At 60.5% G+C, this 15,051-nt stretch carries 15 protein-coding genes; 9 read left to right on the plus strand and 6 right to left on the minus strand.

Annotated elements, in window-relative coordinates; translation table 11 throughout:
- Nucleotides 1-5 precede the first annotated feature (5 nt).
- The gene (locus ACI2KB_RS06360) at nucleotides 6-1,052 is read left to right on the plus strand and encodes an ABC transporter substrate-binding protein (protein WP_404632788.1); all 1,047 of its coding nucleotides are present in this window, start codon (nucleotides 6-8) and stop codon (nucleotides 1,050-1,052) included.
- A 34-nt stretch (nucleotides 1,053-1,086) separates the two neighbouring features.
- Here the strand turns inward: ACI2KB_RS06360 and ACI2KB_RS06365 are convergent, their stop codons facing one another.
- The gene (locus ACI2KB_RS06365; protein ID WP_404632525.1) at nucleotides 1,087-1,500 is read right to left on the minus strand and encodes a winged helix-turn-helix transcriptional regulator; all 414 of its coding nucleotides are present in this window, start codon (nucleotides 1,498-1,500) and stop codon (nucleotides 1,087-1,089) included.
- Between the two features lie 86 nt (nucleotides 1,501-1,586).
- Here ACI2KB_RS06365 and ACI2KB_RS06370 point away from each other — a divergent pair, with 86 nt between their 5' ends.
- Complete coding sequence (locus ACI2KB_RS06370; RefSeq protein WP_404632527.1) at nucleotides 1,587-2,438, plus strand: SDR family oxidoreductase; 852 nt, start codon at nucleotides 1,587-1,589, stop codon at nucleotides 2,436-2,438.
- A gap of 339 nt (nucleotides 2,439-2,777) precedes the next feature.
- Nucleotides 2,778-3,707, plus strand: a complete 930-nt coding sequence (locus ACI2KB_RS06375) for an AEC family transporter (protein ID WP_404632529.1) — start codon at nucleotides 2,778-2,780, stop codon at nucleotides 3,705-3,707.
- 18 nt (nucleotides 3,708-3,725) lie between these two features.
- On the opposite strand, the gene ACI2KB_RS06380 is transcribed toward ACI2KB_RS06375, so the two are convergent.
- Entirely contained in the window at nucleotides 3,726-4,484 is a 759-nt protein-coding gene (locus ACI2KB_RS06380) for an SDR family NAD(P)-dependent oxidoreductase (protein WP_404632531.1), read from the minus strand.
- 123 nt (nucleotides 4,485-4,607) lie between these two features.
- Between ACI2KB_RS06380 and ACI2KB_RS06385 the strand changes: the two genes are divergently transcribed.
- Entirely contained in the window at nucleotides 4,608-5,513 is a 906-nt protein-coding gene (locus ACI2KB_RS06385) for a LysR family transcriptional regulator (protein ID WP_404632533.1), read from the plus strand.
- A 177-nt stretch (nucleotides 5,514-5,690) separates the two neighbouring features.
- Here the strand turns inward: ACI2KB_RS06385 and ACI2KB_RS06390 are convergent, their stop codons facing one another.
- Both ACI2KB_RS06390 and ACI2KB_RS06395 read right to left on the minus strand, forming a co-directional pair.
- Entirely contained in the window at nucleotides 5,691-7,259 is a 1,569-nt protein-coding gene (locus ACI2KB_RS06390) for a GMC family oxidoreductase (protein ID WP_404632535.1), read from the minus strand.
- Nucleotides 7,260-7,270: 11 nt separating this feature from the next.
- Entirely contained in the window at nucleotides 7,271-7,831 is a 561-nt protein-coding gene (locus ACI2KB_RS06395) for a tat (twin-arginine translocation) pathway signal sequence (protein ID WP_404632537.1), read from the minus strand.
- Between the two features lie 315 nt (nucleotides 7,832-8,146).
- On the opposite strand from ACI2KB_RS06395, the gene gloA reads away from it, so the two are divergent.
- Nucleotides 8,147-8,674 carry a lactoylglutathione lyase gene (gene gloA, locus ACI2KB_RS06400; protein WP_404632540.1) on the plus strand — a complete coding sequence of 176 codons (528 nt, stop codon included), beginning with the start codon at nucleotides 8,147-8,149 and terminating at the stop codon, nucleotides 8,672-8,674.
- 2 nt (nucleotides 8,675-8,676) lie between these two features.
- On the opposite strand, the gene ACI2KB_RS06405 is transcribed toward gloA, so the two are convergent.
- Together ACI2KB_RS06405 and ACI2KB_RS06410 are read right to left on the minus strand one after the other, a co-directional pair.
- Complete coding sequence (locus ACI2KB_RS06405) at nucleotides 8,677-9,927, minus strand: serine hydrolase domain-containing protein (RefSeq protein WP_404632542.1); 1,251 nt, start codon at nucleotides 9,925-9,927, stop codon at nucleotides 8,677-8,679.
- 246 nt (nucleotides 9,928-10,173) lie between these two features.
- On the minus strand, nucleotides 10,174-11,193 hold the full coding sequence (locus ACI2KB_RS06410) for a branched-chain amino acid aminotransferase (protein ID WP_404632544.1): 1,020 nt from the start codon (nucleotides 11,191-11,193) through the stop codon (nucleotides 10,174-10,176).
- A gap of 250 nt (nucleotides 11,194-11,443) precedes the next feature.
- On the opposite strand from ACI2KB_RS06410, the gene ACI2KB_RS06415 reads away from it, so the two are divergent.
- From ACI2KB_RS06415 to ACI2KB_RS06430, 4 genes are all read left to right on the plus strand, one after another.
- Nucleotides 11,444-12,214, plus strand: coding sequence for an MBL fold metallo-hydrolase (locus ACI2KB_RS06415; protein ID WP_404632546.1), 771 nt, complete (start codon nucleotides 11,444-11,446; stop codon nucleotides 12,212-12,214).
- 29 nt (nucleotides 12,215-12,243) lie between these two features.
- Nucleotides 12,244-12,645 (plus strand): VOC family protein, encoded by a 402-nt coding sequence (locus ACI2KB_RS06420; protein ID WP_404632548.1) that lies wholly within the window; start codon nucleotides 12,244-12,246, stop codon nucleotides 12,643-12,645.
- A 339-nt stretch (nucleotides 12,646-12,984) separates the two neighbouring features.
- Nucleotides 12,985-13,809 carry an HDOD domain-containing protein gene (locus ACI2KB_RS06425; protein ID WP_404632550.1) on the plus strand — a complete coding sequence of 275 codons (825 nt, stop codon included), beginning with the start codon at nucleotides 12,985-12,987 and terminating at the stop codon, nucleotides 13,807-13,809.
- Nucleotides 13,810-14,033: 224 nt separating this feature from the next.
- Nucleotides 14,034-14,891, plus strand: a complete 858-nt coding sequence (locus ACI2KB_RS06430) for an NAD-dependent protein deacetylase (protein ID WP_404632552.1) — start codon at nucleotides 14,034-14,036, stop codon at nucleotides 14,889-14,891.
- Nucleotides 14,892-15,051: the final 160 nt, after the last annotated feature.

The raw sequence follows: 15,051 nt of genomic DNA on the forward strand, positions 1-15,051 counted from the left end.
ACACCCTGAAAAAAATGAAACGTCTGGCCCTGACCGGCCTGCCACTGGCCGCCGCCACGCTGGCAGCGGCCACCGCCCACGCCGAAACCACGCTGTATCTGGGTATGAACGGCGGCACCATGGAACGCCTCTACGCCGATCAGGTGCTGCCTGCCTTCGAGAAGGCCAACAAAGTCAAGGTGGTGATCGTGCCGGGCACCTCCTCGGACATCCTCGCCAAAGTGCAGGCCAGCAGGGACAACCCGCAGATGCACGTCATGTTCCTCGACGACGGCATCATGTACCGGGCGATTTCCATGGGGCTGTGCGGCAAGCTGCAACCGAACGCAACCCTGGCCGACATCCCGGCCAAAGGCAAAATCAAGGACGAGGCAGTGGCCGTGAGCCTGGGCGTCACGGGCCTGGCCTACAACACCAAAATGTTTCAGGAAAACGGCTGGAGCGCACCGACGTCATGGGCGGACATGGCCGACAAGCGCTACAAGGACAAACTGGTATTCCAGTCACTGGCTTCCAGCACCTTCGGCCTGCACGGTTTCCTGATGTTCAACCGCTTGCAGGGCGGTAACGAAACCAACGTCGAACCGGGCTTCAAAGCCTGGCCGAAAACCGTCGGCCCGAACGTGCTGGAATACATCGCAAGCTCGGCGAAAATTTCCGAGATGGTCCAGACTGGCGAAGCCGCGCTGTTCCCGCTGACGCCGACCCAAGTGACGGCATTGAAGCTCAAGGGTGTGCCGGTGGAATACGCCCCGCCCAAGGAAGGCGGTGTGGTGTTGAACGTCGCCGAATGCACCATCGCCAACAACGATCAGCCGGAACTGGCGCAGAAACTGGCCGAGTTCCTGCTCACCCCCGAAGCCCAGGCTCCGGCGCTGGAGTTGGGCGACCAGATCCCGTCCAACCCGAAAACCCCGACCAGCGACCGCACCCGTGGGCAGGTCGAAGCGATGAACAAGTACCTGGAAACGGCCGTGACCATCGACTGGGATCAGGTCAACCAGATCCGCCCGGAATGGAACGCCCGCTGGAGCCGCACGATCGAGCGGTAGATCAGCGAGTGGAGATCCAGCAAGGCCCGGACACCTACACCGGCTCGCCTGTCCGGGCCTCGCGGGCTTCCATGATTCGTGGCAGATTCTGCTCGATCCAGGTGGTCAGCCCGTCAACCTGCACCGCCACTTCCTTGCCCAAGGGTGTCAGGCTGTACTCCACGTGAGGCGGCACCACGGGCAGGGCCTTGCGGTCGACGAAACCGTCCTGCTCCAGACTTTGCAGGGTTTGTGAGAGCATTTTTTCGCTCACCCCGCCAATCTTGCGCCGCAGTTCGCTGAAGCGGTGCATGCCGTCCAGCAACACCACCAGTACCAATACGCCCCAACGGCTACAGACGTGGTTGAGGATTTCTCGCGACGGGCAATCCCGCGCCAGGACTTCCCCCATGCGGATGCGCTCAAGCAGTGAAACGCTTTCGGGAGAGGGGCTGGACATATCGTTCATGGCACTTACCTTTTTGTGCGTACTTACGAAAGGTTAGCATGCGCTCTATGCTGGATGCACATCCCAACTCACTAAAGGAACTCCACATGATCGTCATCACGGGTGCATCGGGCCAACTGGGCCGTCTGGTCATCGAACGATTGCTGAAGAAAGTGGCGGCGTCGCACATCGTCGCGGCCGTGCGCAGCCCGGAAAAAGCGGCTGATCTCGCGGCGCTGGGCGTTCAGGTGCGCAAGGCCGATTACTCGCAACCTGACACGCTGGACGGTGCCTTTGCCGGGGCCGAGAAGGTGCTGCTGATTTCTTCCAGCGAAATTGGCCAGCGCTTTGCTCAACACAAGGCCGTGATCGACGCCGCCAAACGGGCCGGTGTGAAATTGCTGGGCTACACCAGCGTGCTGCGCGCCGACACCTCGTTGCTGGGGCTGGCCGCAGAACACCATCAGACGGAAATTGCCCTGACGCAATCCGGAGTGCCTGCGGTGGTGCTGCGCAATGGCTGGTATCACGAAAACTACACCGCTGGCATTGCGGGTGATCTGGCCCACGGCGCGCACTTCGGCAGCGCCGGTGAAGGTCGCATCAGTTCGGCAGCGCGGGCCGACTACGCCGCCGCAGCGGTTGCCGTGTTGACCGCCAGCGATTCACAGGCAGGCAAGACCTATGAGCTCGCAGGGGACAGCTCGTACACCTTGAGCGAATTCGCCGCTGAAGTGGCCCGACAAGCCGGTAAACCGGTGGTCTACACCGACCTTCCCGAAGCCCAGTACAAAGCCGCGCTGCTGAACGCCGGGTTGCCCGAGTTCGTGGCCGAACTGCTGGCCAACTCCGACGCGGCCGCTGCCAAAGGTGCGTTGTTCGATGACGGCCACCAGTTGAGCGCGTTGATCGGCCGGGCGACGACGCCGTTGAGCCAGAGCGTCGCCGAAGCGCTCTAACCCTCTCTGTAGCAGCCCGGCTCGCCGACGGCGGCGATTGAGAGGCCGCCGCCGCAGGCAAGCCATGCTGCTACGAATCCGATGCGTGCTCCTTCTCTCTGCAACACAAATCCCTTGTAGCCGTCCGGCTCGCCGGCGGTGGCGCGCTGCCGATGGCTGCCAACCGCTCTGGCTCAGTCCTCCGCCGACATTAAAATCTCGTGTCAAGGGCGAGAAAGGTTGGACGCTCACGATTTCCGACTTTAATCTTTGCCGCTTGTTTCAACGCGCGCCTTTCGAAGCCGTTCGTCAACGCCCCTTCTTAAGCGTCCCCTCCGAGAAAGCCCGAGCCGAGATTCAATGTCTTCCGTTTTGAACGTGCTGTTGCCCATCTTTGCCCTGATTCTGGTCGGTTATCTGTGTCGTCGCACCAACCGCCTTGGCCCGACCGCCGCGTCGGAGATCAACCGGATGGTGGTCTGGCTATGCCTGCCCGCGCTGCTGTTCACCGCCACGGCAACGGCCACTTGGGAGCAGATCTGGCACCCCGGTTTTGTCGCGGTCTTTACGCTGTCGACAATGGCAATGTTCGTCGTCACCCTCCTGCTGCTGCGCAAGAAAGCCGGCCATTTTGCCGACGCCAGCATCGACGCCTTGAGCGCGTCCTACGCCAACACCGGTTACATCGGCATCCCGCTGTGCGTAATGGTGCTCGGGCAAAGCGGGCTTGAACCGGCGTTGATCGCATCGTTATTGGTGGTCTGCGTACTGTTCGGTATCGCGCTGATCTGCATCGAGATTGGTTTGCAGAGTGAAGCCCATGTACACCGCATCGTGCTCAAGGTGCTGACCGCGCTGGCGAAAAATCCACTGGTCGTTTCGCCCATCCTCGGTGCCTGCTGGGCCTCAACGGGGATTCCGTTGCCCGGTGCACTGGACAAGTTTCTCAGCCTGCTCGGCGCGGCCACGACGCCCTGCGCACTGATTTCCCTCGGTCTGTTTCTGGCCCATAAACAAGAAGGCCCGCGCCATGGCACGAGCCTTCTTGTGCTGATCAAACTGATCGCCCATCCGTTGCTGACCTGGTTTCTGGCGTTCAAGGTCTTCCACCTGCCGCCGCTGTGGGCCAACAGCGCCCTGCTGCTCAGCGCCCTGCCCACTGGGACCGGCCCGTTCATGCTGGCCGAATACTACAAGCGCGAGGCGTCGGTGGTGTCCAGCACGATCCTGATTTCGACCATTGGTTCGCTGGTCACCCTGTCGCTGTGCATCTATTACATCAACGGATAAGCACCCTCACAGTCTGGATCAGACGAACATGCCGCCCGACGCTTCGATGCGCTGGGCGGTGATCCAGCGACCACCGTCGCCCAGCAACATCGCAATCGCCGCGCCGATGTCATCGGGCACGCCTGCACGCCCCATCGCCGTATTCGCCGCCACCCACGCGTTGACCTCAGTATTGTCACGCACCGTCCCGCCGCCGAAATCGGTCTCGATAGCGCCAGGAGCCAGGGCGTTGACGGTGATACCGCGAGGCCCCAGTTCGCGGGCCAGGTAACGGGTCCACACCTCGATCGCCCCTTTCATCGACGCATACGCCGCGTAGCCGATGGGCGAAAAGCGCGCCAAACCCGACGACACGTTGACGATGCGTCCGCCATCCGCGATCAGGGGCAAGAGCTTCTGGGTCAGGAAAAACGGCCCTTTGAAGTGGACCTTCATCAGTTGATCGAACTGCGACTCGGTAGTGTCCGCACAACTGGCGTACATCCCGACGCCAGCGTTGTTCACCAGAAAATCAAACCGCTCGGCCTTGAAATACGCGTTCAGCACAGCCGCAACCTGAGTGGCGAACGTGTCGAAACGGCTGCTGTCACCGACGTCCAGTTGCAGCATTTTTGCCTTGCCACCCAGCGCCTCGATTTCGGAGACGACCTTGTGCGCGTCGTCTTCGCGGCTGTGGTACGTGCCGATGATGTCCACGCCCTGACGTGCCAGATGCAGTGCAGCGTTCTTGCCCAGCCCGCGGCTGGCGCCAGTAATAATTGCGATCTTGTTGCTCATGTATCACCTCGAATGGGTTGTTTGCAGTTCATGAGGCGCACTGTATTGTTCGCAACTGCCCTAGATAAACCGGTGCAATTCGACAGCACTGATCGCACAGGCCGAACAATCAGGCGTAAGAGCATGAACACACTCGACTTGCTGAAGACCTTTGTCCGGGTCGCCGAACTGTCCAGTTTCACATTGGCCAGCGCTGCGCTGGGCCTGCCGCGCTCCAGTGTGTCCGAGCAGATTCGCGCCCTTGAGCAACTGCTCGATACGCGTCTGCTACAACGCACCACGCGCAAGGTCCAGACCACCCCGGACGGTCAGGCACTCTACGAACGCAGCAAGGATTTGCTGGCGCAAATGGATGAACTGGAGAGTCTGTTCCGTCAGGACAGCGCGGCGCTCTCTGGCCGCCTGCGGGTCGACATGCCCACCGCCGTGGCGCGTCGGCTGGTCATGCCACGGCTAGGTGAGTTCCTGGACCGCCATCCATTGATTGAAGTGGAGATCAGCAGCACAGACCGCCGCGTCGATCTGATTCGGGAGGGCTTCGATTGCGTGATGCGCGTCGGCGAATTGCCCGACACTTCACTGGTGGCCCGTAGCGTCGGGCATTTTCGGATGATCAATTGCGTGAGTGCCGAGTACGCGCAACGCTATGGCGTGCCGCAGACACTGGACGACCTCCAGCAACACCGGCTGATCAACTACGTGTCGGCCTTCGGCGCCAGCCAGGCCAGGTTCGAATACCATCGCGAGGGTAAAGACCATTACGTCACCATGCCCTGCAGCGTCACGGTCAATTACATCGAAGCCTACGAAGCCGCCTGCCTCGGCGGGCTAGGCATCGTGCAGGTGCCCTGTCTGTCCCATGATTACCAGCTTCGGCGCGGCGAACTGGTGGAAATCCTGCCTGACTTCCAACCTGCGCCGATGCCCGTCTCACTGCTCTACGCCCACCGCCGCCATGTGCCGCAACGCTGCCGGGTGTTCATGGACTGGATGGAAGCGTTGTTGCTGGAATACGGCGTTTTGCCCTGAAATCCCGGGACAGGGTGGGAGATGACTGTCGCTTCGGTGCAGCGTTGTGGCGCAGCAGACACGTAACCCTGTGGACGCGAATTCATTCGCGAAAGCGGAGTGCCAGGCGACTTAATAATGTCGCGGGTACCCACGCCTTCGCGAATGACTTCCCACAGGGGCTCATCTCACCAGCGTTCAAATCGCCCGGGTCTGCAAGGCATCGGCAATGAACTCCGCTTGCCGAATCGCCAGGGTCACGATGGTCAGCGTCGGGTTCTCCCCAGCGCTGGTGGTGAACTGGCTGCCATCGGAGATGAACAGGTTGGGAATCTCATGGCTTTGGCCGTGCTTGTTGCACACGCCATCCTGAGGCTTCTCACTCATCCTGCAGGTGCCCAGGTTGTGCGTCGAGGGGTATGGCGGCACCCGGAAGGTGTTCACCGCCCCCACCGACGAATACAACGCCTCCCCTTGTTTGAATGCATGCTCGCGCATGGCCACGTCATTGGGGTGATCGTCGTAATGCACGTTGGGCACCGGCAATCCGTACTTGTCCTTGACGCTGTCGTTGAGGGTGATGCGGTTGTTCTCCTGCGGCATGTCTTCGCCGACGATCCACATCCCGGCCAGCTTGCTGTATTGCTCCATCACGTCGGTGAAATCCCGCCCCCAGGCGCCCGGATTGAAGAACGCCGCAAGGAACGATGGCCCCAGGGAAATGGTTTCCATCTCGTAACCACCCACGAATCCGCGGTCCGGTTTGTGATGGATTTCGTCACTGATGATTCCGGCCATGATGGTGCCGCGATAAAAATGCACATCCTCCTTGAACGACGCGTAAACGCTGCCCGTGGTGTGGCGCATGTAATGCTTGCCCACCATGCCCGAGCCATTGGCCAGCCCATGAGGGAATTGGCTGCTGGCCGAATTGAGCAACAAGCGCGGCGTTTCGATCGAATTGCCCGCCACGGCCACGACCCGCGCTTTTTGCCGCTGCTCCTTGCCCAGACCGTCGAAATACACCACGGCGTTGACCCGGCCCTTATCGTCGTGCTCGATCTTCGCCGCATGGCATTGGGTGCGCAGCTCCAGTTTGCCCGTGGCCTCGGCGGCGGGGATTTCCGTGTACAAGGTCGACCACTTTGCACCCATCTTGCAGCCCTGGAAGCAGAAGCCCAGTTGCTGGCAACCGGCGCGACCTGCACGGGGTTTGCTGTTGATCGCCATGTGGCCGGTGGAGCACTCGGTGTAGCCCATTTTCTGCGCACCGTTGTACAGCACCTTGAAGTTATTGTTGCCCGGCAGGCCATCGATGTTATTCGTCCGGGTTACGCCCATCTTGTCTTCGGCGCGGGCGTAATACGGCTCCATTTCGGCGAGAGTGATCGGCCAGTTCAACAGGTTCGCGCCCTGCACTTGCCCATAAGTGTCCAATGCGCGGAATTCATGCTCCTGAAAGCGCAGGCTGGCACCCGCCCAGTGGGTGGTGGTGCCGCCGACGGTCTTGCAGATCCAGGCGGGCAGGTTCGGGAAATCCCTGGCCACCCGCCACGAGCCTGACGTGGTGCGCATGTCGCCCCAGGACAGTTGCGAGAACGAAGGCCATTCATCGTTGATGAACGTGCCCGGCGATTGCCGCGCTCCGGCTTCCAGCAGCACCACGGGTATGCCTTTCTGGCACAGCTCGTTGGCCAGCGTTCCGCCGCCTGCGCCCGAGCCGATGATCACCACCACTGAATCGTCGTCCAACGTGTAAGTCGTCATGATTGCGCTCCTCAGGCAGGCACAGCGGGACTGGCATCGACCGGCGGGTTCGGCAACCACTTGAGGTCGTTGAAACCGCGATGGATATAGCCGCCATGGGGGAAGGAGGCGCCTTCATAACCGAAGTGTTTGTAGGCCAGTTCGTTGCTGTACAGGCTGTTGACGGAGACCCCGCGTACCAGCGCGAAAAATGGCTCGCCCTGTATTTGTTTGAGCAAGCCCACTTGCTGGTCTTCGGGCAGCTTGCTCCAGTCGCCCCCGGCGCGCTGATCCAGATCGGCCAGGCCCTTTTTCAAGAGGTCGGCGATGCCGGGGTCTTGGGAGGCTTTTTCATCGAGGGCTTTGACGGAGAACGCATAGACAGCGTCTTCCATGGTGTCGTGGGGGAAGATGCGCCGGATGACCAGCAGCAAGCGGCTGCCGGTGGCGCTGTCGAGGGTGTTCATTTCCAACGCCCAGGTTCGGCTAGGCGCAAGCAGTGCAATGGGTCCGGAACCAAACAGCAGTGTTCCCAACAACAGCCCGCCGCTTCCCTGCAGAAAGCGGCGACGATCGAGCGTCAGGTCTTTCATGGCTTTTGTCCTTGTTATTTTTTTTGTCGGTGCATCAAGCTGTTTTGATAGTAGTCGGGCGAAAATCGGGTAGGTAATAGCGACCTACTACGTGGTTATAAGCCCGAAAATTTCATGATCGGGCACGGGATTAATGGATTGCGCCACCCCCTCTGTAGCAGTCCGGCTTGCCGGCGGTAGCGATTTGATGGGCGCTACCGCGGCAAGCCGGACTGCTACAGAGGCGGTGGAGTTCTTGTTCGTAGTAATCCGGTATTACCCGCTGCGCCCATGGGCTTTCTAGACTGGCGTCTCTTTCAATACGAGCGCCCTGCCATGTCTTTCGTCAGCGAAACCCAACCCGGTGTGTGCCTCACGCCCGATGCCGTCACTCAGGAGTACGTGTTCAACCACACGATGTTGCGGGTGAAGGACCCCGAGCGCTCGCTGGATTTCTACACGCGGGTATTGGGCATGCGGCTGCTGCGCAAGGTGGACTTTCCCGAGGCGAAGTTTTCGTTGTTGTTTCTGGCGATGACCCAGGGCGAACCCGTGCCAGACGACACATCAAGCCGCATGAGTTACACCTTCAGCCGCGAATCGGTGCTGGAACTGACCCACAACTGGGGCACGGAAAGCGATGACTCTCAGTACCACAACGGCAACAAGGATCCGCGTGGCTTCGGTCATATCTGCTTTTCCGTGCCGGACATCGAAGCGGCGTGCGCACGCTTCGAGTCGTTAGGCGTGCCCTTCGTCAAACGTCTGGATAAAGGCATGAAACACGTGGCCTTCATCAGCGATCCAGACGAATACTGGGTGGAAATCGTGCAGGCTGACCTGCTCGGCAACCTGGGGCAGTAAGCTTATTTCACCGCCTCGACCACCGCATCGAAGAACGCCAACGGCGCGATGAGGTTTCTGCGCAACGGTTTGGGCTGGTCACCAAAGGTCACGATCACCACCTGCTGCGCAGGGTTGATGTAGATGTTCTGGCCCTGCATGCCGATGGCCGAGTACGCACCGTCCCGAATCGATGCCTCGGTCTGAGCGGGCCACCACATGTAGCCATAATTCAGCGGTTTGCCGCCCTTGAGGGTCGTGGGCGATGTCGCTTCCTTGACCCACCCGTCCGGCAGGATCGACTGCCCGTTGATCTTGCCGCCATTCATGAAAAACAGCCCGAAGCGCCCAAAATCCCGCAGCGTGGCGCTGATGCCGCTGCCACCGATTTCCATGCCACCAGGCGAATCCAGCCACCATTTGGCGTCGTGTTCCATGCCAAAAGGCTGCCAGATTTTTTGCGTCAGGTAATTGGCCAACGGCATTTTGATCGCGCTGTGCACCACCTCGGCCAACACCTGACTTTCACCCGTGTTGTAGTTATTGGCCGCGCCCGGCTCGGCGATGCGAGTCAGACTGGCCATCAACGCCATGACCGAGCCGGGCGTCTGCGACATCTGCGCCCTGAGCAGCGCTCGGCGGTCCGAATCCGGATTGGTGAACGCTTCGGTCCACTTCACGCCTGAGGACATCATCAACACGTTGCGAATCGTCACGCCGTCGTACGCGCTGCCTTTGAGTCGCGGCACATAATCGACCACTTGTGAATCCAGGCTGTTGATCGAGCCGTCGTGCAGCGCGGCAGCGGCGAGCGTGGAGGTGATGGATTTGGCCATCGACATCGACATCCAGCGGGTCTTTTCGGTGTTGCCGCGCTGATAGGTTTCGTAGGCGATCTTGCCGTTCTTGAGCACCAGCATCGCGGTGACGCTGTCCAGCGCGACATAGTCGAACAGATCGTACTTTTTGCCCTGCCAGGTGAAGGCCACGTTTTCCAACTGCCTGGGCGCCATCGGCAACGGATAAGGGTGATTTCCTGCCGTAATGGTGCGCGTCGGGAACAGTCGGTCGATGTTGCGGTAGGTGCTGACCGCCAGATCCGGCAACATCGTGCCTTCGTACAACTGTTCCACGGTGCCGATGGGTTCGTGGGCATGAGGGTATTCGTAATCATCGGCCCAGGCGTCGAAGGCGGCACCGAGGGTCAATACACTCAAGGAAAAGGTCAGCGGCTGCATGCGTTGCAGGGGGCGGGATACTGCTCGTGCGAACATAAAACATCCTTGCTTTGGCCTGTTTGTCGGGCAGGTGCCCGCTGAAGGCGTGAATGGTGGGAGCCGGCTTGCTGGCGAAGGCTGTGGGTCAGTCGGCTCAACTGTGTCTGATATACAGCAATCGCCAGCAAGCGGAGCGCCACCCGGCCGTCTCCCACAAGAACGGTGTCTGACCGAGGGAATGTGATACTCCAAAACAAAACCACCGCCTGTTGGCGGTGGTTTTTTATCGCTTGCCGTTCAGGCTCAGACCTTGACGACCCAGCCCGCCGGGCCTTCGATCTCGCCGAACTGGATGCCGGTCAGCTCTTTGTACAGACGCTGAGTCACCGGGCCGACTTCAGTTTCACTATGGAACACGTGCAGCTTGTCTTTGTAGCTGATACCGCCAATCGGCGTGATCACGGCGGCGGTGCCACAGGCGCCCGCTTCCTTGAACTGGTCGATCTTGTCGATAAACACCTCGCCCTCGGTGACTTTCAGGCCCAGACGGGTCTCGGCCAGCTCGATCAGCGACAGGCGTGTGATGCCCGGCAGCACGGAAGGCGACTTCGGCGTGATGAACTGGTCATCGTGGGTGATGCCGAAGAAGTTGGCCGAACCGACTTCCTCGATCTTGGAGTGGGTCAACGGGTCAAGGTAGATGGCGTCGGCGAAGCCGTTTTTCTTCGCTTCGCTGCCCGGCATCATGCTCGCCGCGTAGTTGCCACCGACCTTGGCAGCGCCGGTGCCTTGCGGCGCAGCGCGGTCGTAGCTGGAGATCACAAAGTTGTGTGGCTTCATGCCGCCTTTGAAGTACGGGCCGACCGGGATGCAGAACACCGAGAAGATGAATTCCGGTGCCGTGCGAACGCCGATGTTGTCACCGACGCCAATCACGAACGGACGCAGGTACAGCGCGCCACCGGTGCCGTAAGGCGGGATGAAACGCTCGTTGGCGCGCACCACTTCCTTGCACGCTTCGATGAACTGTTCAGTCGACACGTGCGGCATCAGCAAACGCGAGCAGCTGCGCTGCATGCGCGCGGCGTTCTGGTCAGGGCGGAACAGGTTGATCGAACCGTCTTTGGCGCGGTAGGCCTTCAGGCCTTCGAAGCACTGCTGGCCATAGTGCAGCGCGGTGGAGCCTTCGCTGATGTGCAACACGTTGTCGTCGGTCAGGGTGCCTTTGTCCCACTCACCGTCGCGCCAGTGAGCCAGGTAGCGCTTGTCGGTCTTGATGTAGTCGAAACCCAGCTTGTCCCAGTTAATGCTTTCGTTACCCATGACACCCTCTATTTCCTGGCCAGCGCGCCCGTCGAACGCAGGGGCTGGCGTTTCATCAATATGGTCGTGAAGGCTCGGCAGAAGGCGCAGCCCTCACCGATGTTGCGCCATATTACTGATTTTTTGCCTGACAAACTGCCTCCAACGCGCATGCCATGAAAAAGAACGGCGAGCGGGTGAATCCAGCCCTTCAAAAAACTTCGCCAACCTGCGAGTCTTCCAGACTTTCCCGTTGATCGAGGCACCGGAGATGCTCAGGAAAGTTGCAGACCAGTGGTACGCGTTCAACACGATCGACGACGCCATTACCCTGATCACCGAACCCCACGTCACCCCATGGCTGCGCTGCAACATCTGGCACATTCGCGGGCGCGATCAGGACGTGGTCGTCGATACCGGCATGGGCATTTGCAGTTTGCGGGAAGCGGCGAAACACGTGTTCGGGCAGCGCATCAGCGCCGTCGCCAGCCATGTGCACCTGGATCACGTGGGCTGCCACCACGAATTCGACGAATGCCTGGTGCACAGCTCAGAGGCTGAGGGCCTGCGCACATCGGACGGCTATTTCACCCTGGTAGAGCCGGATTTCGACCCCAACGACTTCAGCCTGGCCACGCTGGGCGGGGAAAAGCTCGGCCCGATCATCAGCGCCCTGCCCTCACCCGACTACGACCTTGAGAGCTGGAAAATCCAGGCTGCCCACGTCACTCGGACGCTGGAAGAAGGCGACATCATCGACCTGGGCAACCGACATTTCGAAGTGCTGCACCTGCCCGGCCATTCGCCGGGCAGCATCGGTCTGTGGGAAGCCTCGACCCAGACGCTGTTTTCTGGCGATGCCATCTATGACGGTGAGTTGTTGGACAACCTTGCCCACTCCTCAATCGACGACTACATCCGCACCATGCAGCGCCTGCGCGAATTGCCAGTGCGCGTGGTGCATGGCGGCCATTGCAACAGCTTCGGCCGCGAGCGTTTGATCGAGCTGGTGGACGCGTATTTGAAGAAGTTCGACGAATAACCCTGAAAACAACCGATCAAGGAAGAGCCATGACTGAATCTGCCCCCTCGTTGCCCAAACACGGCGCCGTGCTCTTTGCCAAAGACCTGCCTCGGGTGGCCGCGTTTTACCGCGAACTGCTGGGAATGGCCCAGACCGTTACGGAAAACCGCCTGATTGTGCTGGAGTCCGAGGTATACCAACTGGTGATTCACGGCATTCCGAAAGCAGTGTGCGACCGAATCAATATCACCGACCCACCCGAACGCCGTGAAAACACGGCCCTCAAGCTGGTGTTCCCGGTGAAAAGCCTCGCCGAAACCCGCGCGGCGGCACCTGCGCTGGGCGGACACGTGGATGCGCCGTCTGGCCAGTTTTCAACCCGGGGATTTACGGCGTGTGATGGGTTTGATCCAGAGGGCAACGTGGTGCAGTTTCGCGAACGGGCATGAGTTTGCCGCACATCATTGTGGGAGCCGGCTTGCTGGCGAATGTGTTGTGCCAGCTATGAAAATATTGGCTGACACAACGCATTCGCCAGCAAGCCGGCTCACACAGTTACAGCGTTGGACACGCGATTTGGGGTCGGCGCGATACTTGTGGGAGCCGCCTTGGTGGCGAAAGCGGTTGATCAGGCGACATAGAATCTCCCACACGTTGGCGGTTATCCAGCACCCTGTGTGTCACCATCCTGCTATCTGTGGAGCCTGTATCAAAACCTGATCACCCGACGTGCAGATTCGCCAATCTTGCCTATGGTGTTGTAAGTCAGACGAAACAGGAGCAAGGCCATGGGCATCGAGCAACTCTTCGCGGATTTGGGCAGTCTTCCGAGCATCCCCAAAGTGGCTCAGGACCTGATTCAACAGTTCGACAACCCGTCGTCGAACCTGGAAAACATCGCCCGCAACATTGAGAAGGATCCGGTGATTTCGGCAAAAATTCTGCGCCTGGCCAACTCGGCGCGGTTTCGGGGGGCGCGGGAGTCGTCGAGTATCGAGGACGCCGCCATGCGGCTGGGCTTCAACACCCTGCGTACACTGGTGCTGGCGTCGGCGGTAACCGGCGCGTTCAAGGCCAGCGCCAGCTTCGACCTCAAAGGCTTTTGGCTGAAAAGCTTTCAAGTGGCCGGGATTGCCCGTCTGCTGGCCAAACAGTCCAAATCCGACGCTGAAATTGCCTTCACCTGTGGCGTCATGCATGACATTGGCGAACTGCTGATCCAGACCGGCGCGCCACAGGTGGCCGAGCGCATCAACAGCGTGACCAAAACCGGCACCACCAGCCGCGCGGCGCTGGAAACGTTGCAACTGGGCTTCGGCTACCCGGAAGTCGGGGCGGAACTGGCGCGGCGCTGGCAATTGCCACCCGTGATTCAACACGCCATTGCCTATCAGGCGCGTCCGATGCAGGCGCCCGGCGATGCGACCCATGCGCGGATCGTCGCGCAGGCCATCCTGGTTTCCGATGCCCTGGAAAACAACGGCGGCGCCACACCACAGGCGCAGCAAGCCGTCGATGGGCCGCTGTTCGAAGGCGTTGACCTAGACGCGCTGTTCGCTGCATTGCCTGCGGTGCTGGAGGCCGACAAGGCGTTTGCCGAGTTGTTGAGCTAAGCGGTGCACCCCGTTCCTGCGCCTGACCGCTTGCCCGGTGGGAGCGATTCATTTGCGATAGCGGTGAGTCAGCCTGAAGCGACGCTGGCTGTCCGGATGCAATCGCGAATGAATTCGCTCCCACGAGAGTCTGCAGCTGTCCTTGAAAGATGAACCCGCTTTAACCAGCGCTGACACTCCTCGTTTAATATCAGCCCACCCGCCGTATTCACGAGGCCCCGCCCATGCTCGACACGCCCACCCCCTCCAGCGTCGAATCCCTCTTGCACTGGATGAGTGACCGCTCCTTCGCCGTGCTGACCGGCGCGGGCATCAGCACCTCATCGGGCATCCCCGATTACCGCGACAGCGAAGGCGTGCGGCGCGGGCGCCAGCCCATGATGTTCCAGGAGTTCCTCAACGCGCCCGAAGCCCGTCGTCGGTATTGGGCGCGCGCCATGCTCGGCTGGCCTCGGGTGCGTGCCGCGCAGCCCAATGCCGCCCATGAGGCACTGGCGACCCTGGAGCAACATCGCGTGATCAGCGGTGTCATCACCCAGAATGTCGATACGCTGCACGATCAGGCCGCAAGCCACGACGTCATCGAATTGCACGGCAGCCTGCACTGGGTGCTGTGCCTGGATTGCCGCCAGCGCACCGCGCGAGACGTAATCCAGCTGACGCTAGTGGAACAGAATCCCTATATGGCTAAGGTCGCCGCGGTACAGGCCCCGGACGGCGACACCTTGCTGGACCCTGCCTTTGAAGAACACTTTCAAGTCCCCCATTGCCCCTACTGCGGCGGCCAGCGGATGAAGCCGGACGTGGTGTTCTTCGGCGAGAACGTTGCCCCAGCCACCGCCGCCAAAGCCATGGCCCGGGTTCAGCACGCCGATGGGCTGCTGGTCGTCGGCTCATCGCTGATGGCCTATTCGGCGTTTCGCCTGTGCCGCGCGGTGATCGATCAAGGCAAACCCTTGATCGCCATCAATCAGGGCAAGACCCGCGCCGATGAACTGCTGAATTGGAAAGTCGGCGATCCGTGCGAAGTGTTACTGCCGGAACTGGTGCAGCGAATCGTCGGACCGTCCACTGCCCGATAGCCTCATGGCATCGCCTGCCTGCCCCCACTTTCCGCACGACTCATCCCCCTCGAACACCGTCAAACCTCCGGCGCATCAAAAATGTTACAAAAAGGCAGCTTTTTGGCACATTTCTTTCAAGTGGAACGCCCGTACCACGAATAGCGGCCCAAACAGGCCG

The sequence above is a fragment of the Pseudomonas sp. NPDC088444 genome (assembly GCF_044900175.1).
Classification (GTDB): domain Bacteria; phylum Pseudomonadota; class Gammaproteobacteria; order Pseudomonadales; family Pseudomonadaceae; genus Aquipseudomonas.